Origin of the sequence: Gordonia sp. Swx-4, from assembly GCF_030316175.1 — a bacterium.
Taxonomy (GTDB): Bacteria; Actinomycetota; Actinomycetes; order Mycobacteriales; family Mycobacteriaceae; genus Gordonia; species Gordonia alkanivorans.
Map to the genome: position 1 here is coordinate 3,186,691 of NZ_CP128197.1, position 20,384 is coordinate 3,207,074.

The following is a 20,384-nucleotide window of genomic DNA, read 5'->3' on the forward strand; positions in this document are numbered from 1 at the left end:
TACTCACCATCGCGATGCGTTTCGGGCAACGCTCACCGTTCAGCGCTCACCGCTCGAGGAAGCCGGTCAGGTCTCCGCGTGCCGACTCGAGACTGTCGACGACCAGATCCACCCGGCCCGGGGTCTCTCCGGACCGCAGCGCATCGAGCAGCGCCTGCACCTCCTCGCGGGGTCCCTCGGCCACGACGTGCACCCGTCCGTCGGCCTGATTGGACGCGTAGCCGACCAGACCGAGCTCCAGGGCCCGCGACCGCGTCCACCATCGGAAGCCCACACCCTGGACGTGGCCGTGCACGAACGCCGACAGTCGGACCCGGTCGGTGGTCATGGTGTCAGTCCGTCTCGATCTTCAGGTCGACCTCGGCGCCGGCCTTGATGGTGCGGCCGACCGTGCACACCGCGTCGATGGCGCGCTCGACGACGACGAGCAGGCGCTGCGCGGCGTCGGGGTCGAGTTCGGAGAGGTCGACCTCGAGGATCTCGGAGATCCGCGGGTACACCTCGTTCTCACGGTCGGCGTCACCGCTGACCCGGATCGTGGCGTCGTAGTCGTCGCCGAGGCGGCGCGACAGCGGACGGTCCGACGACATGCCCGTGCAGGCCGCCAGCGCGATCTTCAGCAGCTCGCCCGGCGTGAAGACACCCTCGACATCCTGCGAGCCGATCAGCACCTCGGCACCGCGCGAGCTGCGGCCGGTATAGAGCCGGGTCCCGGTGCGCTCGACCCAGAGGTCGGTGTGCGCGGGCTCCGCGGGCTGGGCCGGAGTGGCTGTGTTCTGTTCGATCGTCATGCTGGGATGAGTCCTCTCAGGCGGCGGGGCGGCGCTGGCACCGCTGACCATAGTAAGAGCCGTGGATCAGGACGAATTCCCGAACCGGTCGTGCCCGACGTCGTCAGGCAGCTCCCGCCTCTCGGCTTGCGTTGCGTTCTTTCCATTCCCGCACCGCGTGGATCACCTCGGTCGCATACCCGAGGTCGGGCTTGCCGCCGCCCACGGGCACCGTCGAATCCGCGGCCACCCGCGCATCAGGCGACCATTGCCCCGGCACGTGTGTCGCGGGACTCACGTCGATCACTGAACCGCCCGGCCGGTGGAACGAAAACCGTTGCGACCCATGCCCGGTGATACTGAACTCACCCCGATGCAACGCACGGTGACAGCTTCCACACAACAAGATCAGATTGTCCAACTCGGTCTCCCCACCGGCCGACCAGAACACCACGTGATGGGCGTGCAGATGCCGTGTGCGTTCACAGCCGGGCATCTGACAGCACCGGTCTCTCACGAACAACGCCCTGACGAGTGCCTTGTTCGGCGTCCGCGACTTACGCCCCAACCCCAGCAACGCCAACTTCCCCGGCGCTCCGGAAACCCTGCTGGACAACGCCTTCCGAACCGCAGCACCGCAGTGCGCCTCGTCCAACTCAGCCTCCGACAGTGCCGGCCCGTCATCAAGGTGTGCCTGCTGCCCACCCTCGTCGGTATGTATCAGGATCTCGGCTCCCGGTGCGAGATCAGGCATCGCGATCCCCTCGTGCACCATGTCTGCCATGGCCACCAACGCCGGCGCCAGATTCGACGGCACATTTCGCCACAGGTCCCGACGATTCGCCGGTTTGACCTCGGAGTCCGGTTCCCCATCCACGGTTTCCAACTCGCTTGCAGCGTTCCGCGGAACGCTCGACACCGCGGACAGATCCGCATCGTCGCAGGTCCGGGTGCGTTCGTACTCTGCCCGGACCGCACCGGCAAGAAGCCGGGCACCGTCTAGCGGAGACAGCGTCAGCGACACAGACAAGGAGCCATCCGCATTCCACTTCCACCGGCCTGTCGACTCCACCGGTGGGCGATTCTCCGACTCGATGCCACGATCCCGGTCGATCTGTCCTATCGCACGGACCGCCCGCTCCAGTTGCGACGCCGTACACGACAACGCCAGATTCACCAGTTCCTTCTCCCGCAACGCGGTCGCGACCCGCGTCAACGCCCGCACCTTCGAATACGACAACCGCCCCGCACCGAACGCCTGCCGAATCAACGGCAACTCCGTCAGAGCCTTCGCCACCCGTACCTGCTCCTGCGCTGTGCGTTGAGAGACACCCGCCTTCCACGAGAGCCAGTGCGCGAGCGAATGCACACCCGGCCCCCGCCACGACTCCCGCTCATCCAATTCCGCCACCAGAGACAAGAACTCGGCCGTGAGCGCGGTGATCTGCGCGGCATAACCCAGCACTCTGCTTTCCAACACGTCATCGGACAAGGACGCCGGATCCGCGCCATCGAACATCGACGACACATTCTCACCGTGCAGCACCGAAACAGACACCCCAAGCCCCCAGCTGTTCGAACGGATATACGAACAACTTAGCGGCGCCCACCGACAAAACAGCTGGCCAAGGCTCTTCGAGCGTTCCGCGGAACGCTCGTAGCCTTCACCGGACTCGTCGATGCCTGCACAGCGGCTTCGCCGCGGTCACGCTCCGCACGTAAGCGCAGGGAGCACTACGGACTCAACGTGTGCGACGCCGTGGAGCAGTCTGGCACTTCGGGCAAAAGTAAGAGCTGCGGTTCATGAAAGATTCCCGGCGCATGATCGCCCCGCATCGCCGGCACGGCTGCCCCTCACGCCCGTAGGCGTTGAGGGAGCGTTCGAAGTACCCCGACTGGCCGTTGACGTTGACGTACAGCGCGTCGAAGGACGTGCCCCCGACCTCGACCGCCTCGGTCATCACCGCGGTGGCGGCGTCGATAAGTTCGAGGAGCTTCTTACGCGAGATCGTCTCGGCGACACGCGCACCGTGAAGTCGGGCCCGCCACAGCGCCTCGTCGGCGTAGATGTTGCCGACCCCGGAGATGACCGTCTGGTCGAGCAGGACACGTTTGATCTCGGAGTGCTTGGCGCGCATGCGCGTTACGACGCCCGCCGAGTCGAAGGCGGGGTCGAACGGGTCGGGAGCGATGTGCGCCACCGACACCGGGATGTCGGCCGCGTCATCGGAGACCGCATAGTCGTCGAGATGCCAACCTCCGAAGGTCCGCTGATCGACGAACCGCAGTTCGTTGTCGTCGTCGAGGTGTGCGCGGATGCGGAGATGGGTGTGGTCGGGCGCCCCGTCGCGGGCGATGAGCATCTGCCCGCTCATGCCGAGATGCACGACGAGAGCGGCACGGTCGGTGTCGTCGGCGACGTCGATCCACATGTACTTGCCGCGACGCCGCACTCCGGTGACGTGTTTGCCCGCGAGGCGACCGATCAGGTCCGGTTCGCCGCCGACGTGGCGGCGGGCGGCACGCGGATGCAGCACCTCGACCGCGGTCACGGTCCGTCCGGTCAGATGCTTCTCGAGACCCATGCGGACGGTCTCGACCTCGGGTAGTTCAGGCATGAAGAGTTGTTGTCACGACGCTGTTGTCACGACGACGCTTCGGCGCGTTCGGTGAGCGCCTTCCACGCGTGGGCCGCCGCCTGCTGCTCGGCCTCTTTCTTGGTGCGTCCGACGCCCTCGCCGAGGTTCTCCCCCGCGATCATCGCGATCGCGGTGAACTCTTTGTTGTGATCCGGGCCGGTGGACGAGATCTGGTACTGCGGTGGGCCATAGCCGCGTTCGGAGCTCAGCTCCTGCAGCGAGGTCTTCCAGTCCAGACCGGCGCCGAGCTGTCCGGCCTTCTCGATGCGTTCGTCGAAGAGGCGCAGGATGATCCGCTGCGAGGTCTCCAGGCCGTGGCTGAGAAACACCGCGCCGAACAGGGATTCGAGACCGTCGGCGAGGATCGAGTCCTTGTCTCGACCGCCCGTCATCTCCTCGCCACGGCCGAGATACAGGTACTTGCCCAGGCCACCCTCGTCGCCGAGACCGCGTGCCACGTCGGCGAGCGCGTGCATGTTGACCACGCTCGCACGGATCTTCGCGAGTTCGCCCTCGGGACGGTCAGGAAAATGCAGGTACAGGCGCTCGGTGATCACCACGCCCAGGACGGAGTCACCGAGGAACTCGAGGCGCTCGTTGGTCGGCAGACCGCCGTGCTCGTAGGCGTACGAGCGGTGCGTGAGCGCCAGCGTCAGAAGGTCTTCGGGGATGTCGGTGTCGAGTGCGGCGAGCAGCGCCCGCCGACCCTCCTCACGTGTGCTTTCAGTCACGACTTTCCTGGTCGTCCGGGTTCCCGTCTTCTGCGAGTTCGGAGAACTTGTTCGCGAGACCGGCCCAGCGGGGATCGATCAGTTCGTGCGCATGGCCCGGTTCGGCGACCGCGAGACGGATGCCACACACCTGGCACAGTCCCGGGCAGTCCTCCGAGCACAGCGGGGACATCGGCAGTTCCAGCGCGACCGCGTCGATGATCGACTGCTCGAGGTCGATGCGGTCGTCGACGATGCGATGCACGTCGTCTTCCTCGGTGGTCTGCTCGGTCACACTGTCGGGGTACGCGAAGAGCTCGGTCAGGAAGACAGTCACCGTGCCGTCGATCGGTTCGATGCAGCGCGAACACTGACCGGCGGTCTCACCGCACGCGGTGCCGGTCACCAGGATTCCCTCGCTCACCGATTCGAGCCGGAGGTCGAGATCGACATCCGAGCCGGCCGGGATGCCGATCATCTCGACCCCGAGCTTGTCGGGGGTCGTGACCGTCCGGTGCACCTCGGACATGGTGCCCGGGCGCCGACCCAGCGGCCGGACGTCGAGGACGAAGGGATCGCGACGCGACGCCGAATCGGGACCGTGCGACGCTTCTGATGTCACAGCATGATCAGACACAAACTGCACCATACGCTCGCGATCGCGAATCATCGACTGACGCCACGGTATGCGCCGGATCGGCCGTCGGGCAGGTCACACCGCCAGCGGGGATCCCTGGTCGCGGTCGTAGGAGTTGCGGGTCGCTTCGTCGACGCTGCGGGGGTATTCGACGTAGTCGTGCATGCCCGCACCGGTGCGCAGCTGGTGACGTCCACGGTTCACCGAACGCAGTGTGCCGGTGAGGATCTCCTCGAACTGGGCCAGCTTCTCGTCCACGTACACGTCGCAGTCGCCGCGCAGGCGATCCGCCTCCGCGTGGGCCGCGTCGATGATGCGTTCGGCTTCGGACTTGGCCGCACCGACGACCTCGGTCTCCGACACCAGGCGCTGCTGCTCGGCGATGCCGTCGGCCACCGACTTGTCGTAGGTGTTGTTCGCCGCATCGACGGTGCGCTGCGCCTCGGCGCGGGCGCGACCGGTGACGGCCTCGAACTCGCGGGCGGCACTGGTCTGCAGCCGGCGCGCCTCCTCGGTGGCGTCCTCGACGAGCGAGTGCGAGTGCGAGCTCGCCTCGTCGACCATGCGGTCGGCCTGCGCCTTGGCCTCGGACAGGATGCGGTCGGCCTCGGCGCGGGCGTGCGCCAGCACGGCCTCGGACTCGGAGTCGGCCTTGGCCACCGTCGTCTCGGCGTGCTCGCGCGCATCGCCGATGAGGGTGTCGCGCTGATCGAGGACGTCCTGCGCGTCGTCGAGTTCGCCCGGGATGGAGTCCTTGATGTCGTCGAGGAGTTCGAGCACGTCACCGCGCGGCACGACACAGCCCGCGGTCATCGGCACACTCCGCGCCTCCTCGACAATCGCCACGAGTTCGTCGAGAGCCTCAAATACCCGGTACACAGCCACCCCAATCCGGCGCTTGCCTGTTTGCAACAGTTGGTGAATCTGTGACTATTGTGCCGAATGTTGCGCCTGTGATTAGTGAAGCGCGTGGGGTGTGTCGCAATTCCCGCAGGTGGGTCCTAGACGGAACGCTCCCCGGTGAGCTTCGCGGTCAGGTTCTTGTGGATGTGCGGCGACAGGAAGGGCGTGACGTCACCGCCGAGCTTGGCCACCTCTTTGACGAGCGAGCTGGACACATGCGCGAACCGGGGGTCGGTGAGCAGAAAGACCGTCTCGACGTCGGCGAGTGCGCGGTTCATCTGGGCCATCGGGACCTCGTAGTCGAAGTCGACCGCCGAACGCAGGCCCTTGACGATGGTGTGGATCGACTCCTGCTTCAGATAGTCGACGAGAAGGCCTTCCCAGCGATCGACCCGCACGCCGGGCAGATCCGCGCAGTCCTCCTCGATGAGCGCGATCCGCTCGTCGACACCGAACATGCCTCGCTTGTTCGGATTGACCACCACGGTGATGACCACCTCGTCGAAACACGCCGCGGCGCGTTCGACCACATAGCGGTGGCCGAGGGTGAAGGGATCGAAGGAACCGGGACACACTGCCGTCGTCATGGCCTGAACTTACCGTCCGGCCCCACACATCAGGCGCGTCAGGAGCCGATGAACTCCCCGACCTCGACGCGGGTGTCGCCGTAGTTCTTGTCGACGACGACCTCGAAGTCGCGGGGCCAGATGTCACCGGTCGAGCGCGCCGAGCGCTCCACCACCACCAGCGCGCCGTCGGCGAGCCGGGACGCGGCCAGCTTGGTCAGATCCTCGGACAGTGCGGCCGCATCGACCGCGTACGGCGGGTCGGAGAACACGAGGTCGTATCTCCGCTCGGGCAGCGAGGACAGGTAGGCGGACACCGGTCGTGTCAGTACGGTGGCCGACGAGGCGATCCCGCAGGCCTTCACATTCGCGCCGATGACGGTGGCGGCCTTCCGTGCGGAATCGACGAACGTCGCGCCGGCCGCACCACGCGAGACCGCCTCGATGCCGAGGGCCCCGGACCCGGCGTACAGATCGAGGACCCAGAGCCCGCCGAGATCGAATCGGGCGTCGAGCATGTTGAAGACCGACTCCCGCACACGGTCGGAAGTGGGACGAGTTCCCTCGTCCGGAACGCGGAGCCGTCGACCCCGTAGCTCGCCCGCGATGATCCTCGTCATGGGGCCATTCTGCTCCCCCGGGAACCCCCGAATCGACGCGTGGGTGACACTCTTGTGACTCACTTCACATTGCATGTCTGAACAGGTAGAAGGTAGGGGTTCGATGAGGCAATTTCCGCTGGTGGGTGACTTCCCGGATACCCGTTGTTAACGTCGAGAGCGTTATGAGCCCTTCACAAGCAGGAACGGCCCCAACAACTGTCCTCACCGTCGACTATCGGATGCCGACTGTCGCCGACGGTACCCGCCTCTGGGAAATCGCCTCGGACTCAAAGGTTCTCGACGTCAACTCGTCGTACTCCTACGTCTTGTGGTGCCACGACTTCGCCGACACCTCGATCGTCGCCGAAGTAGACGGCCGTCCGGTCGGTTTCGTCACCGGATATCGCCGCCAGAGCGACCCCTCCACACTCATGGTGTGGCAGGTCGCCGTGGACGATTCGATGCGTGGACACGGCGTCGCCGCGTCCATGCTGCATCACCTGTTCGATCGTGCGAACCGCCACGGAATGGTGGCGATGCACACCACGATCAGTCCCGACAACATCCCGTCGCAGCGACTGTTCGAGTCGGTCGCGAAGGCCCGCGGTCTCCGTTTCGAGCGCCGTGACCTGTTCGCCGCCAACACTTTTCCGGACTCGCACGAGCCCGAGGATCTCTACATGCTCGAACCGGAGATCCCCGAGCCCTGAGCGCTCGCGCGTGATCCCGGCACACCCGTGTCGAGGGTTGTAAGTCCGATCACCATCGAAATACGCAGTGCCCCAACGTCGTTGGCACTAGTCAGAAAAAGTTGCCGACAACCGGCATAAATTTCCGAGTTCTGGGTACACGCGGTCGTCGAACCGCACCGGAACTCCTGCGCTCACATAGCTGTAGCGCGGTTATACCAGGAAGAAGGAAGCAGGTCATGCAACTTCTCGACACCACCCCTGTTCTCGACAAGACTTTCGACGACTCTGTGTTCACCACGCACGAGTCCGAGGTCCGCAGCTACTGCCGCAACTGGCCGGCGGTCTTCACCACCGCCAAGGGCTCCTACATCACCGACCAGAACGGTCGGGAGTACCTGGACTTCTTCGCCGGCGCAGGTTCGCTGAACTACGGCCACAACAACGACGTGCTCAAGAAAGCTCTGATCGAGTACATCCAGTCCGACGGCATCACCCATGGACTGGACATGGCCACCGTCGCCAAGGGCAACTTCATCGAGAAGTTCACCAAGCACATTCTCGAGCCCCGCGGACTCGACTACAAGATCCAGTTCCCCGGACCCACGGGCACCAATGCCGTCGAGTCGGCACTCAAGCTGGCCCGCAAGGTGACCGGCCGCGAGTCGATCATCAGCTTCACCAACGCCTTCCACGGCATGACGCTGGGCTCGCTGTCGGTGACCGGCAACTCGATGAAGCGTGCCGGCGCCGGCATCCCCCTGGTCCATGCGACCCCGATGCCGTTCGACAACTACTTCGGCGGCGTCATGGAAGACTTCGCCTGGTTCGAGCGCGTCCTCGACGACTCGGGCAGTGGCCTCAACCGCCCCGCCGCAGTCATCGTCGAGACCGTGCAGGGCGAGGGCGGCGTCAACGTCGCACGCGCCGAATGGCTGCGCGCCCTGGCCGACCTGTGTGAGCGCCGCGACATCCTGCTCATCGTCGACGACGTCCAGATGGGTTGCGGCCGCACCGGCGAGTTCTTCTCCTTCGAGGAAGCCGGCATCAAGCCCGACATCGTCACCCTGTCGAAGTCGATCAGCGGCTACGGTCTGCCGTTCGCCCTGACGCTGTTCAAGCCGGAGCTCGACGTCTGGACCCCCGGGGAGCACAACGGAACCTTCCGCGGCAACAACCCCGCGTTCGTCACCGCCGCCAAGGCCATCGAGGCCTACTGGTCCGACGACACCCTGAGCCGTGACATCCACACAAAGGGTGAGCGCATCCACGAGGTCTTCTCCGACCTCTGCAACCGCTACGAGGGAATCTCGACGCGCGGTCGCGGCATGGTCCGCGGCCTGGCGTTCGAGGAACACACGGCAGCAGGCAAGGTCTGCGCGCTGGCCTTCGGCGCAGGTTTGCTGGCCGAGACGTCGGGTCCGTCCGACGAGGTCGTCAAGCTGCTCCCGCCGTTGACCATCTCGCGCGAGGACCTCGACCGCGGCCTGTCCATCCTTTCCGACGCAGTCAAGGAGGTGATCGGATGATCGTCCGAACCACCGAAGAGATCACCGGAACCGAGCGTGACGTGGCCGACGGCCACTGGCGCTCCAAGCGAATCGTCCTCGGCGGCGACGGTGTGGGGTTCTCGTTCCACGAGACCACCATCGAAGCCGGCAGCGTCAACGAGTTCCACTACGCCAACCACATCGAGGCCGTCTGGCTTGTCGAGGGCACCGGCACCCTGCTCAACCGGGAGACCGGTGAGACCCATCCCCTGGCCCCCGGCACGATGTATCTGCTGGACGGCCACGAACGCCACACGGTCACCGCCGACACGCCGATGCGCATGCTGTGCGTGTTCAATCCCCCGGTGGTCGGCACCGAGGTCCACGACGAGAACGGCGTGTACCCCCTGGTCGCCGTCCCGCAGCCGACCGGCAAGCATGCCGAGGATGCCATCGAGGAGACCGCGGCCTCCTGATCGGCCCCCTGAGAAGACCCACCAGGATCGCCACTTCCGGTGACAATCGCTAGCTATCAGCGGTTGTCGCCGGGAGTGGCGATTCTTCTGCCTTCTGCGCCCAGAAGTCCAGCACCGCGTCAACGGTCTGGCCCGGCTGCTCGAGAGCCGGGATCACCCGGGCCTCCCGGATGGTGACCTCACGGGCATCGAGCATGGTGGCCGCGACCTCGCGGGCCTCCTCGGGTGTCCACTCGCCGCGGTCGTCGGTCGTCACGAACAGCACCGGACAGGTGATCCGCGCAGCCGCCCACGTGAGGTCCGTGCGGTTCAGAATGGCTGTGCGGATGGCCGGGATCATCGACCGCCCGGAAGCCCGGAGTCCGCGCCGCAACACCGCGATCGCCTCCGGATCGTCGCTGCGTGTCCGGTCGGTGAACAGCGTGGTCGAGATCGCCGACCACACCGGGCCTCGCGCACCGATGACGCGGTACATCGGCAACAGGAGTCCGATCCGGCGCCGCAGTGCCCGGTCGATCGGACGGGTCGGCGCACTCATCGCGACCAGTGTGTTGATCCGCTCCGGCTCGACGGCGGCCAGATGCATGCCGACGTGACCGCCCCACGCGTTGCCCACCCAGTCGACGGCCTCGGCACCGCACACATCCCCCACCGTCGCGATGATCTCCCGCACGGCATCCGCACACGCCTCGATGTCGGCGGCGGCGGCTGACTTCTCGCTCGCACCGCACCACGGGGCGTCGACGATGAACAGCCGTCGTCGGCCCGCGAGCCCGGGAACGATCCGATCCCAGCTACCCGAATCGACGAACATGCTGTGCCACAGGACCGCCGGCGGCCCCTCGCCGACGTCGCGAACGCGTATGCGCCCCAAACGCGTCGGTACATCGAATTCGGTCATGGCCGCTCCCGCCCGTGGTGGTCACCCGGAGCGGGTCACCCATAATTGGCATTACACCGTGTATTTCGAATTATGTCTAGACTGATCCCCGTGGTCAGGTCCTACTCGTCGGCTTTACGAATGACACGCGCCCGCGAGAATCGCGCCCTGGTCATCGACACCGCCACCACCATGTTCTGCCAGGAAGGCTGGGTGACGACGACGATGGCCGCCGTCGCGGCCCGCGCCGGGCTGACACGGCCCACCGTCTACCGGCAGTTCGCCGACAAACTCGACCTGCTCGACGCGTGCATCGTCTCGGCACTGCGCCGCGACGAGACCGTTCCGGTCCGCGAGACCACTGAATACCAGGCGATGGGACACGGCGATCGAGCCACACGCATCCGGGCTGCCGCGAGCTGGCTCAGTGCCGCGCACCTCCGGTCGGCCGCCATCCAGCACGTTCTCGACCAGGCCGCGGTCACCGACGACGACGCGGCGATCCTGCGGGACCAGCGTGAACAGACCCGCTGGGCCGAGGTGCGCTGGGCGCTCACGCTGATCCTCGGAGAAGAGCCGGCCGACGAGCACGTGGACTCGATGTGGATGCTCGCCTCGCGCACCGCCTGGCTCCGCCTCGTCGGAGATCGGGGGTGGACCCCCGACCGGTGGGAACGATGGTTTGTCGCGCAGACCACCGCGGCGCTGGACCAGGTCGACGCGGTCTGAGTCGCGCCTATCCTGGGCAGGGTGCGCACTCGTCTTCAGCTCGGCCACGCCCCGGCCGACCACACACCGCTCGACGACGACGTCGCCGAGCGTATCGATCTCGCGTCGGACATCCTGGCCGGCCGCCGAACCGCGGTCCTGACCGGCGCCGGCATCTCCACCGACTCGGGCATCCCCGACTACCGCAGCCCGGGGTCGCCGCCGCGCACGCCGATGACCCTGGAGATGTTCCTGTCCTCCCCCGAGTTCCGGCGGCACTACTGGGCACGCAACCACGTCGGCTGGCGCCACATGGACGCCGCCCTCCCCAACCCGGCACACCTCGCACTCACCGGCCTGCAGGACCAGGGCCGGGTGTCCGCGGTGATCACCCAGAACGTCGACATGCTGCACACCAAGGCCGGGACGAGGGGCGTGCTGGAGCTGCACGGCTGCTACGGCCGCGTGCGCTGCCTGCGGTGTGACTGGCGGATCTCCCGGCACCGTCTCGCGCAACAGCTCGAGGAGATCAACACCGGATTCGCCGAACGCGTGGCTGGGCGTGGGGCCATCGAGGTCGCGCCAGACGCCGACGCGATGCTCGCCGACACCACGGACTTCCGGATGATCGACTGCCCGCACTGCGGCGGCATCCTCAAACCCGACATCGTCTACTTCGGCGAGACGGTTCCCAAACCTCTTGTCGAGCAATCATTCTCGGCGGTTGACGAGGCGGATGCCCTACTCGTGGTCGGATCGTCGCTGACGGTCATGTCGGGCCTTCGGTTCGCTCGGAGGGCGCATCGCGCCGGCAAACCGTTGATCATCGTCAATCGCGGCCACACCCGCGCCGACGAGCTGGCATCGCTCAAGATCGACCACCGGGCCGGGGTGGTGCTACCGGCGCTCGCGAACCGCTAGGTCCGCGAGCGGGCAACGCTCAGCGCGAGACGACGACGAGGTCGTCGGCGTGCACCACGGGACGCTGCAGTTCGGGCGGGAGTTCGTCGGTCTGACGGCCGATCATCGACGTGATGTCGTCGAAGTCATAGGATGCCACCCCGCGCGCCTTCACGACGCCCCGCTGGTCCACCAGCTCGACGACGTCGCCGTCGAAGAACCGGCCCTCGACGCCGACCACGCCGGCTGCGAGAAGCGAACGGCGCCTGCGGGATACGGCTGCCACCGCACCGTCGTCGAGGACGATCCTCCCCCGCGCGTCGGCGGCGTGACGCACCCAGAAGCGACGTGCGGACAACCGCTCCTCGCGGGCAGCGAACACCGTGCCCACCGAGGCATCGGCCAGCGCCTGCGCGGCGGACGACGCGGCGGCGAGCAGAACCGGGACACCGGCGTCCGCGGACAGACGGGCCGCGGCGAGCTTCGAGGCCATCCCGCCGGTGCCGAGCGTTCCCCCGGATCCGGCGATGACGCCGTCGAGGTCCTCGGGCCCGTTCACCTCAGGGATCAGACGCGCCCGCCGACCGTCCACGCCGACCTTGCGCGGGTCGCCGTCGTACAGGCCGTCGACGTCGGAGAGGAGCACCAGGGCGTCCGCCCCGCTGAGGTGGGCGACGAGCGCGGCGAGCCGGTCGTTGTCGCCGAACCGGATCTCGTTGGTCGCGACCGTGTCGTTCTCGTTGACCACGGCAACCGCACCGAGCGACCGCAGACGGTCAAGTGTGCGTTGGGCATTGGCGTGATGCGAGCGGTTCGAGATGTCGTCGGCGGTCAGCAGGACCTGCCCGACGGTGCGACCGTACCGAGCGAAGGAAGTACCCCATGCGTGCGCCAGGGCGAGCTGTCCGACGCTGGCCGCGGCCTGCTTGGTGGCGAGGTCGGTCGGACGCTTCTTGAGACCGAGCGGGGCGATGCCCGCGCCGATCGCACCCGACGACACGACGATGACGTCGGAGCCGGCGCGCATCCGCGCCTCGAGCGCGTCCGCCAGGGCGTCGAGCCGGTCCCGGTCGAGTCCCTCGGCCAGGTCGGTCAGCGCCGACGAGCCGATCTTCACCACCACGCTGCGCGCGTGCGCGATCTGTTCCCGCACGCCGCGCACCTCGATGCCGACCTCCGCGGTCACGACTGGTCCTGCTCTCCGTCCTCGACGGGCAGTCCGCGCCGCAACCGGCGGGCCTGCTTGCGTTCGGCGGCACCCACACGGTCGTTGCGGTCGAGTCGGATGTCGGTGCCACGCCCGGTGACCGGGACGTCGTCGCCCATGGGCGTGCTCGGCTCCCAGTCGAAGGTGACCGCACCGATGGTGACCGGGGCGCCGGGTTCGGCACCCATCTTCACCAGTTCGTCCTCGACGCCGAGGCGGTTGAGACGATCGGCCAGGTAACCGACGGCCTCGTCGTTGTCGAACTGCGTCTGGGCGATCCAGCGCTCCGGCCGCGTGCCGTAGACGATGAAGCCGCCCTCGATCTCGGGGTCGCGGACGATGGTGAAACCGGTGTCGTCGACGGCCTTCGGACGGATGATCGCCCGGCGAGGTGTCTTGGCGGGCTGGGCTTCCCGGTACTCGCGGACCATCTTCGCCAGCGCGAAGGTCAGTTCCCGCAGACCCTCGTGGGCCACTGCCGAGATCCGGAACACGGGCCAACCGCGTTCGGCGAGTTCGGGTTCCACGAGATCGGCGAGTTCGGCGGCGTCGGGGACGTCCACCTTGTTGAGGATCACCACACGCGGCCGCTCGGCCAGGTCACCGAGACCGTGATCGGCGTCGAGTGCCGGCTTGTAGGCGGCGAGTTCGGCTTCGAGGGCGTCGATGTCGGACACCGGGTCGCGTCCGGGCTCGAGGGTCGCGCAGTCGACGACGTGCGCGAGGACAGCACACCGCTCGAGATGGCGCAGGAACTCCAGGCCGAGACCACGACCGGTCGAGGCGCCCGGGATCAGACCCGGCACATCGGCGATGGTGAACACGTCACCGGCGGTCTGGACCACACCGAGGTTCGGCACGAGCGTGGTGAACGGGTAGTCGGCGATCTTCGGCTTGGCCGCCGACAGCACCGACACCAGCGACGACTTGCCCGCCGACGGGAAGCCGACGAGGCCGACGTCGGCCACCGACTTCAGCTCGAGGACGAGCGAACGCTGCTGGCCCTCCTCACCCAGGAGTGCGAACCCGGGAGCCTTACGGGCTTTCGACGCGAGCGAGGCGTTGCCGAGACCACCGCGGCCACCCTGAGCGGCTTCGAAGGTCGTACCGGTGCCGACGAGGTCGGCGAGGATCGTGCCGTTCTCGTCGAGGACGACCGTACCGTCGGGCACGTTGAGGACCAGGTCCTCACCCATGGCACCGTCGCGGTTGTCACCGGCGCCGGGCTTGCCGTTGCCCGCCTTGGCATGCGGACGGAAGTGGAAATCGAGCAGGGTGTGCACCTGCGGGTCGACGACGAGTCGCACCGACCCGCCGTTACCGCCGTTGCCGCCGTCCGGGCCGCCGAGAGGTTTGAACTTCTCCCGGTGAACCGAGGCGCAACCGTGGCCACCGTTGCCCGCCGCGACGTGAATGGTCACGCGGTCGACGAACCGTGACATCGAATCCTTCTTCCGTCAAAAAAGAACAGAGCGGGCCGGGTACGTGATGACCCTGCCCGCCCTGCGAAAAGGCTTGTCGTGCCGGAGTGCTCGGGTCAGACCTGAGCGGTTTCCGGGACGATGTTGACCGTCTTGCGGCCACGCTTGCTGCCGAACTCCACCGCGCCCGCGGCGAGCGCGAACAGGGTGTCGTCGCCACCGCGACCGACGTTCACGCCGGGGTGGAACTTGGTGCCACGCTGACGAACGAGGATCTCTCCTGCGCTCACCTGCTGGCCACCGAAGCGCTTCACGCCGAGTCGCTGGGCATTGGAATCGCGACCGTTGCGGGAGCTGGATGCGCCCTTCTTATGTGCCATGTGTCAGTCCTCCTGAGGTCTTCGCGAAGCTTGTCGAACTACTTGATGCCGGTGACCTTCAGGACCGTCAGCTTCTGACGGTGACCCTGGCGCTTGTGGTAGCCGGTCTTGTTCTTGAACTTGTGAATGCGGATCTTGGGGCCCTTGACGTGCTCCACGACCTCGCCGGTGACCGAGATCTTGGCCAGCTTGTCGGCGTCGGTGGTCAGGTTCGATCCGTCGACGACAAGCGCGACCGGCAGGCTCACCGTGGCGCCGATCTCTCCGTCGATCTTCTCGACCTTGACAATGTCGCCCTCAGCGACCTTGTACTGCTTACCGCCGGTCTTGACGATCGCGTACGTTGCCATCGAAGTTCTTCCTCTTACTCGTCTGGTCGGGCCCTTCGCCAGCGCCGAGGCACTCTCGAAGGCGTTCGTTGTGTGCATGCCGGTGCGGGCCGCAGTCGACCCAGTCAGCTGACCGGGAGTGGCTGTAGATCACACCAGAGGGCCTGCCACGGGATTCACGCCGCTGCCGGTGCACGTGGCACGCAGAACAGCGCAGACCCTCCGCGGGAGGCGACTTTCCAAGGTTACGGGAACGGCGGCGGCCGGGTCAAACTCGCCCCGCCGGTCCCTCACCTCGGACCTCAGCTTTCTGCCGGCGGCGGTCCGGCGGGCCTGCCCGCCGTCCGCTTCCGTGGGCGTCGACGCACCGCAACCACCGGCTCTCCCGTGGAGACGGGACCGAAGGTGGTCTTGGGCGCTTCCGGAGCCGCGTCCACGGCCGTCATCACCACGTTCTCCGGTGCGGTCGTCGTCTGCGCCGGACGCCGGACCACCCGTCGGCGACGCTTCGCCGCAGGCGCCTGGCCGTCGGTCGACGCGGCCGGTTCCGCGGCCTCGGCGGGTTCTTCGACCTTGGTGGGTTCGTCGGCCTTGGTGGGTTCGTCAGCCCTGGTGGGTTCCTGGGCCTGCGCTGGCTCCGTCTCCGGCGGGGTCTCGGCGGCAGTCGCGACAGCCTGCTCGACCTCGACGTGCTCACCCTCGTGGTGCTCGCCCTCGGGATGTTCGTCGTCGTGGTGATTCGCGGCCATCGCCCGGAACAACGGGTGCTCGGCGGCGGGCTTGTGCGGCGGGATCGCCGGAGGAGCCGCCTTGGGCGCCGCCACCTCGGCGGGGGCCTCCGACTTCTTCTTGCCGCGGCGCGAACGCTTGGAGCCCGCGCCGTCCGACTTCGCCGAATCGTCGCCGCGCACCTCGACCGGATTCGCGTGCACGATGAGTCCACGCCCGCCACACGAGGTGCACGGGGTCGAGAATGCTTCGAGCAGACCGGTTCCGAGACGCTTGCGGGTCATCTGGACCAGGCCGAGCGAGGTCACCTCGGACACCTGGTGACGGGTGCGGTCCCGCGCCAGCGCCTCGGTGAGTCGACGCAGCACCAGGTCCCGGTTCGACTCGAGGACCATGTCGATGAAGTCGACGATGATCATGCCGCCGATGTCGCGCAGACGCATCTGCCGCACGATCTCCTCGGCCGCCTCGAGGTTGTTACGGGTGACCGTCTCCTCGAGGTTTCCGCCCGAACCGGTGAACTTGCCGGTGTTGACGTCAACGACCGTCATCGCCTCGGTGTGCTCGATGATCAGCGTGCCGCCCGAGGGCAGCCACACCTTGCGGTCGAGCGCCTTCGCGAGCTGCTCGTCGATGCGGTGGACCACAAACGAGTCCGGGGCATCCGCATGCGGCTTGCTGAACTTCTCCACCCGCTCCATGAGGTCGGGCGCAACCGAGCTGACGTAGCCCTCGACGAGGTTCCACGCCTTGTCGCCCTCGACGACGAGCTTCTTGAAATCCTCGTTGAACAGGTCGCGAACCACGCGGACCAGCAGGTCGGGCTCCTCGTAGAGGGCCTTCGGCGCGCCGGAGCCGGACTTCTTGACGCTCTCGACCGACTCCTCGATCGACTTCCACTTCGCCTCGAGGCGGGCGATGTCGGCACCGAGCTCCTCGGCGCTCACTCCCTCGGAGGCGGTGCGGATGATCACGCCGGCGTCCTCGGGGACCAGCTTCGACAGGATCTGCTTGAGACGCTTGCGCTCGACGTCGGGCAGCTTGCGGCTGATACCGGTCGACGACCCGCCGGGCACGTAGACGAGGTACCGGCCGGCCAGCGAGATCTGCGTGGTCAGGCGGGCACCCTTGTGTCCCACCGGGTCCTTGCTGACCTGTACGAGCACGTGGTCGCCGGGCTTGAGCGCCTGCTCGATCTTCCGCGAGCCGCCGTCGAGTCCGGCGGCGTCCCAGTTGACCTCGCCGGCGTACAACACGCCGTTGCGACCGCGACCGATGTCGACGAAGGCCGCCTCCATGCCGGGCAGCACGTTCTGGACGCGGCCGAGGTAGATGTTGCCGACCATCGACGACGACGTCGCCGTGGTGACGAAGTGTTCGACGAGGACACCGTCCTCGAGGACCGCGACCTGGGTGTAGTCCTCCACCGCGGCATGGTCGTGGCCGTCGCTGTCGGTGATGCTGCTGTTGGCGCTGCGCTCGCGCACCACCATCACGCGGTCCACGGCCTCACGACGGGCCAGGAACTCCGACTCGGTCAGGATCGGCGGACGCCGGCGACCGGCGTCGCGGCCGTCGCGGCGGCGCTGACGCTTGGCCTCGAGTCGCGTCGAACCGGAGATGCCCTGCACCTCGTCGCGCGCCCGCTTGCTGCGGGGTTCACGCTCGTGGACGACGGTGTTCGGCGGATCGTCCGGCGAACCCTCGTCGGGCTCTCCCCCGCCCTTGCGGCGGCGACGCCGACGCCGGCGGCGGGTCGAGGACGCCTCACCCGAATCGTCACCGGACTCGTCGTCGTTGTCGTCCGAGTCGTCATCGGAATCGTCGTCCTTCGACTCGCCCTTCGACGAGTCGTCGGAGGCAGAGTCCTTGCGGTCGGCCTCCTCCGAGGTGTCCGACCCCGACCGACGACGGCGTCGGCGGCGAGAAGTCGGCTCGTCCGACTTCGAATCGTCTGCAGCCTCGTCCGTCGTCGTCTCGCCGGACTCGGTCGAGGAGTCGACGTCGGGGGTCGTGTCCTCGGCCTTGTCGTCGGTGTCGTCGGTGTTGTCGTCGTCCGAGGCATCGCCCGACTCGCCGTCACCGCCCTGGTCACCGCGACCGCGGCCGCGACCACGACGTCCGCGACGCCGACGACGGTTACGACCCGATCCCGAGTCGTCGGTGTCGGAGTTGTCACCGCTCTCGGAGTCGGAGCTGTCGGTGTTCTCCGCGCCGGTCTCGTCGGAGACATCCGAGTCGACGGTCTCCGCTTCGGGAGCCTTCGTCTCGGCAATCTTCGTCTCGGCAACCTTCGTCTCGGGTGCCTTGGCTTCCTGAGTCGTCGCGCCGGAATCGGCGTCGGTGGACGACGCTTCCTCCGGCTTGTCCGAGTCGTCGGCCTTCGCGGGCTTGTCGACCTGCTCGGTCTTGTCCGCCTGCTTGGCCGCGCGGGTTGCCTTCGGCTTGTCGGCCGGGGCCTGCGGCTGCAGGAACAGCGGCTGGGTGCCGTAGGACGCGTCGGACTCGGCGGCGGGCGTGGCAACCGGCTCGTCGTATCGCGTCGAGGCGGCCGAGAACAGGCTCGGCGGTTCGTCGGCCGTCGGGGCCTCCGCCTCGGGGGCGGGCTCCTGGGCGGCCGGTTCCTCGGCGACCGGTTCTGCCGTCGTGGCGGCTACGTCGGCTGCCGCCTCGGGGGCGGCCTCCTCGGCGGCGGCCGGCGTCACGCCGGGCTCGTCCGCATCGACGTTCGCCCGCACCCGTTCGGCCACGGCCTGCGCCAACTCACGGTCGACGCTCGATTGGGGGCTGCGTGTCTGCACCCCGAGATTGGCCAGGTGCGCAAGCACCTGCCGACTCGTCAGGCCCAGGAAGCGGGCCAGTGCGTGCACACGAAGTTTGCTGGGAAATTCTTCCACCGGTTCTGGCGCTGCGTTCGCGTCAGCCGGTGACCCGTTGTCGGTCACTCAGTCTCCTCGAACCCCCGGGCGCGTCGGGCTGACGCGGCCACGCGAGGGTCTGCTCTGTGTCCCGGTCCACGTATGGCCGGTGTTGTGTGGTCTGCGCGTCATCACGCTGAGCCGAGTGTCGGTTCAGCAGAGAACGCTCTTGCTGTGTCGATGACCGCATCCCGGGCGCCTTCCACGACACCGGGCACAGGGCGAAGCCTGAGTGTTCGGCTGCTGGCAGCAGTACGAACCTCGGCGGGGTCAGCTGTGGTTGTGGGCGTCGCGGTGCGAGACTGCCGCACCGCGACGCGCCGAACCAAGGCGCGTCATCCGGCCATCGTCGACAAAGTGTGTCGGCGATAACCCTGCAAGTATCCCACACGGGGGTCGGATGACCGCAAAGTATGCGCGTTTGACACGCGCGTCGAACCGAGTCGAACCGAGTCGAACCGAGGTGACCCCGGTCAGCCAGCGAGTTCGGGGAACCAGATACCGATCTCACGCTCGGCCGATTCCGGCGAGTCCGAGCCGTGGACCAGGTTGTACTGCGTGTTCAGGGCAAAATCGCCGCGGATGGTGCCGGGCACCGCCTTCTCCACGGGATCGGTGCCGCCGGCGATCTGGCGGAAGGCCGCGATGGCGCGCGGACCCTCCAGGACGGCGGCGACCAGCGGGCCGGAGGTGATGAACTCCAGCAGCGAGCCGAAGAAGGGCTTGTCCGCGTGCTCGGCGTAATGGGCGCGGGCCACCTCGTCGCCTGCGGTCTTGAGTTCGAGAGCGACGAGGGTGAGCCCCTTGCGCTCGACACGGCTGATGATGTCGCCGACGAGCGAGCGTTCGACGCCGTCCGGCTTGATGAGTACGAGAGTGCGTTCAGTCACGACTGACACCTTATCGACCGGCCGGGGGATTTCGACGGTCAGGAGCAGTACTCACCGGCGACCGGGAAGAACCCGTAGTTGAACAGGCTGCCGGAGCGTGCCTGCGGGTCGACGACGATCTGCAGACATCCCCCGGGTGAGGCGAGCGCACCGGCGAGAGCGAGGTCGAACTGTTGCGCCAGAGCGAGATTCGCCGGACGGTACTGGGCGGGCACCGGCATGGTCGCGATGGCCTCGGGTGCCTTCATCCCGGCTGCGCGCGTGGTGATGTCGTGGGTCGCGATGTAGCTGAACTCGCCCTGCGAGACGGGCACCGGCGCTCCTGCCTCGGGCACCGAGAACGCCTCGAGCGCCGGGGGCGTCTGCTCGGGGGCGGGCTCCGCCGAGGCGACGGCGGGAGCGCCCAGAGCGAACGCGGCCGCCCCGAGCAGCGCCGTGCCGGCCATGCGGCCGAGACGGGCGGAGGTGCGGGGGCGATCGATACCGGCGGGGGTCCGGGAAAACAGGAACTGCACGTACGTCCTCACGTTTGGATGTCGC

The 20,384-nt window shown here is 67.4% G+C and carries 22 protein-coding genes; 5 read left to right on the plus strand and 17 right to left on the minus strand.

Going from position 1 to position 20,384, the window contains the following annotated elements; genetic code table 11:
• Positions 1-46 precede the first annotated feature (46 nt).
• The 9 genes from PWF70_RS14510 to rsmD form a co-directional block, all read right to left on the minus strand.
• Positions 47-328, minus strand: coding sequence for an acylphosphatase (locus PWF70_RS14510; protein WP_042375867.1), 282 nt, complete (start codon positions 326-328; stop codon positions 47-49).
• 4 nt (positions 329-332) lie between these two features.
• Positions 333-791, minus strand: coding sequence for an OsmC family protein (locus tag PWF70_RS14515; RefSeq protein ID WP_042375863.1), 459 nt, complete (start codon positions 789-791; stop codon positions 333-335).
• Between the two features lie 103 nt (positions 792-894).
• The gene (locus PWF70_RS14520; protein ID WP_042375907.1) at positions 895-2,289 is read right to left on the minus strand and encodes an HNH endonuclease signature motif containing protein; all 1,395 of its coding nucleotides are present in this window, start codon (positions 2,287-2,289) and stop codon (positions 895-897) included.
• 223 nt (positions 2,290-2,512) lie between these two features.
• Positions 2,513-3,388 (minus strand): bifunctional DNA-formamidopyrimidine glycosylase/DNA-(apurinic or apyrimidinic site) lyase, encoded by an 876-nt coding sequence (gene mutM / locus PWF70_RS14525; protein WP_042375862.1) that lies wholly within the window; start codon positions 3,386-3,388, stop codon positions 2,513-2,515.
• Between the two features lie 26 nt (positions 3,389-3,414).
• Positions 3,415-4,140: a ribonuclease III gene (rnc, locus tag PWF70_RS14530; protein ID WP_006357931.1), complete on the minus strand. Its 726-nt coding sequence runs from the start codon at positions 4,138-4,140 to the stop codon at positions 3,415-3,417.
• Positions 4,133-4,789: a YceD family protein gene (locus tag PWF70_RS14535; RefSeq protein ID WP_196222006.1), complete on the minus strand. Its 657-nt coding sequence runs from the start codon at positions 4,787-4,789 to the stop codon at positions 4,133-4,135. The genes rnc and PWF70_RS14535 overlap by 8 nt, the downstream gene beginning before the upstream one ends.
• A 42-nt stretch (positions 4,790-4,831) precedes the next feature.
• Positions 4,832-5,635, minus strand: coding sequence for a DivIVA domain-containing protein (locus PWF70_RS14540; protein ID WP_006357933.1), 804 nt, complete (start codon positions 5,633-5,635; stop codon positions 4,832-4,834).
• Between the two features lie 122 nt (positions 5,636-5,757).
• Positions 5,758-6,246, minus strand: a complete 489-nt coding sequence (gene coaD, locus PWF70_RS14545) for a pantetheine-phosphate adenylyltransferase (protein ID WP_006357934.1) — start codon at positions 6,244-6,246, stop codon at positions 5,758-5,760.
• A gap of 38 nt (positions 6,247-6,284) precedes the next feature.
• On the minus strand, positions 6,285-6,845 hold the full coding sequence (gene rsmD, locus PWF70_RS14550) for a 16S rRNA (guanine(966)-N(2))-methyltransferase RsmD (protein ID WP_035754089.1): 561 nt from the start codon (positions 6,843-6,845) through the stop codon (positions 6,285-6,287).
• Between the two features lie 164 nt (positions 6,846-7,009).
• Between rsmD and ectA the strand changes: the two genes are divergently transcribed.
• From ectA to PWF70_RS14565, 3 genes are all read left to right on the plus strand, one after another.
• The gene (gene ectA / locus PWF70_RS14555) at positions 7,010-7,537 is read left to right on the plus strand and encodes a diaminobutyrate acetyltransferase (protein ID WP_035754088.1); all 528 of its coding nucleotides are present in this window, start codon (positions 7,010-7,012) and stop codon (positions 7,535-7,537) included.
• A 218-nt stretch (positions 7,538-7,755) separates the two neighbouring features.
• On the plus strand, positions 7,756-9,045 hold the full coding sequence (gene ectB, locus PWF70_RS14560; protein WP_035754087.1) for a diaminobutyrate--2-oxoglutarate transaminase: 1,290 nt from the start codon (positions 7,756-7,758) through the stop codon (positions 9,043-9,045).
• Entirely contained in the window at positions 9,042-9,482 is a 441-nt protein-coding gene (locus tag PWF70_RS14565) for an ectoine synthase (RefSeq protein ID WP_042375860.1), read from the plus strand. The genes ectB and PWF70_RS14565 overlap by 4 nt, the downstream gene beginning before the upstream one ends.
• A gap of 49 nt (positions 9,483-9,531) precedes the next feature.
• On the opposite strand, the gene PWF70_RS14570 is transcribed toward PWF70_RS14565, so the two are convergent.
• Positions 9,532-10,383, minus strand: coding sequence for an alpha/beta fold hydrolase (locus PWF70_RS14570; protein ID WP_286352653.1), 852 nt, complete (start codon positions 10,381-10,383; stop codon positions 9,532-9,534).
• Positions 10,384-10,503: 120 nt separating this feature from the next.
• Here PWF70_RS14570 and PWF70_RS14575 point away from each other — a divergent pair, with 120 nt between their 5' ends.
• Entirely contained in the window at positions 10,504-11,091 is a 588-nt protein-coding gene (locus PWF70_RS14575; RefSeq protein WP_006357940.1) for a TetR/AcrR family transcriptional regulator, read from the plus strand.
• A 21-nt stretch (positions 11,092-11,112) separates the two neighbouring features.
• Positions 11,113-11,991: a Sir2 family NAD-dependent protein deacetylase gene (locus PWF70_RS14580; protein ID WP_006357941.1), complete on the plus strand. Its 879-nt coding sequence runs from the start codon at positions 11,113-11,115 to the stop codon at positions 11,989-11,991.
• 19 nt (positions 11,992-12,010) lie between these two features.
• Here PWF70_RS14580 and proB read toward each other — a convergent pair whose 3' ends face one another.
• From proB to PWF70_RS14615, 7 genes are all read right to left on the minus strand, one after another.
• Positions 12,011-13,156: a glutamate 5-kinase gene (proB, locus tag PWF70_RS14585; protein WP_035754084.1), complete on the minus strand. Its 1,146-nt coding sequence runs from the start codon at positions 13,154-13,156 to the stop codon at positions 12,011-12,013.
• Positions 13,153-14,619, minus strand: coding sequence for a GTPase ObgE (gene obgE / locus PWF70_RS14590; RefSeq protein WP_035754083.1), 1,467 nt, complete (start codon positions 14,617-14,619; stop codon positions 13,153-13,155). The genes proB and obgE overlap by 4 nt, the downstream gene beginning before the upstream one ends.
• A gap of 95 nt (positions 14,620-14,714) precedes the next feature.
• Positions 14,715-14,978, minus strand: coding sequence for a 50S ribosomal protein L27 (gene rpmA, locus PWF70_RS14595; RefSeq protein WP_005198946.1), 264 nt, complete (start codon positions 14,976-14,978; stop codon positions 14,715-14,717).
• Between the two features lie 38 nt (positions 14,979-15,016).
• Positions 15,017-15,328 carry a 50S ribosomal protein L21 gene (rplU, locus tag PWF70_RS14600; protein WP_006357944.1) on the minus strand — a complete coding sequence of 104 codons (312 nt, stop codon included), beginning with the start codon at positions 15,326-15,328 and terminating at the stop codon, positions 15,017-15,019.
• Between the two features lie 281 nt (positions 15,329-15,609).
• Positions 15,610-18,981, minus strand: coding sequence for a translation initiation factor IF-2 N-terminal domain-containing protein (locus PWF70_RS14605; RefSeq protein WP_035754082.1), 3,372 nt, complete (start codon positions 18,979-18,981; stop codon positions 15,610-15,612).
• 446 nt (positions 18,982-19,427) lie between these two features.
• Positions 19,428-19,844, minus strand: a complete 417-nt coding sequence (gene ndk, locus PWF70_RS14610) for a nucleoside-diphosphate kinase (protein ID WP_042375858.1) — start codon at positions 19,842-19,844, stop codon at positions 19,428-19,430.
• A 38-nt stretch (positions 19,845-19,882) separates the two neighbouring features.
• Positions 19,883-20,359, minus strand: coding sequence for a hypothetical protein (locus tag PWF70_RS14615; RefSeq protein WP_279956794.1), 477 nt, complete (start codon positions 20,357-20,359; stop codon positions 19,883-19,885).
• Positions 20,360-20,384: the final 25 nt, after the last annotated feature.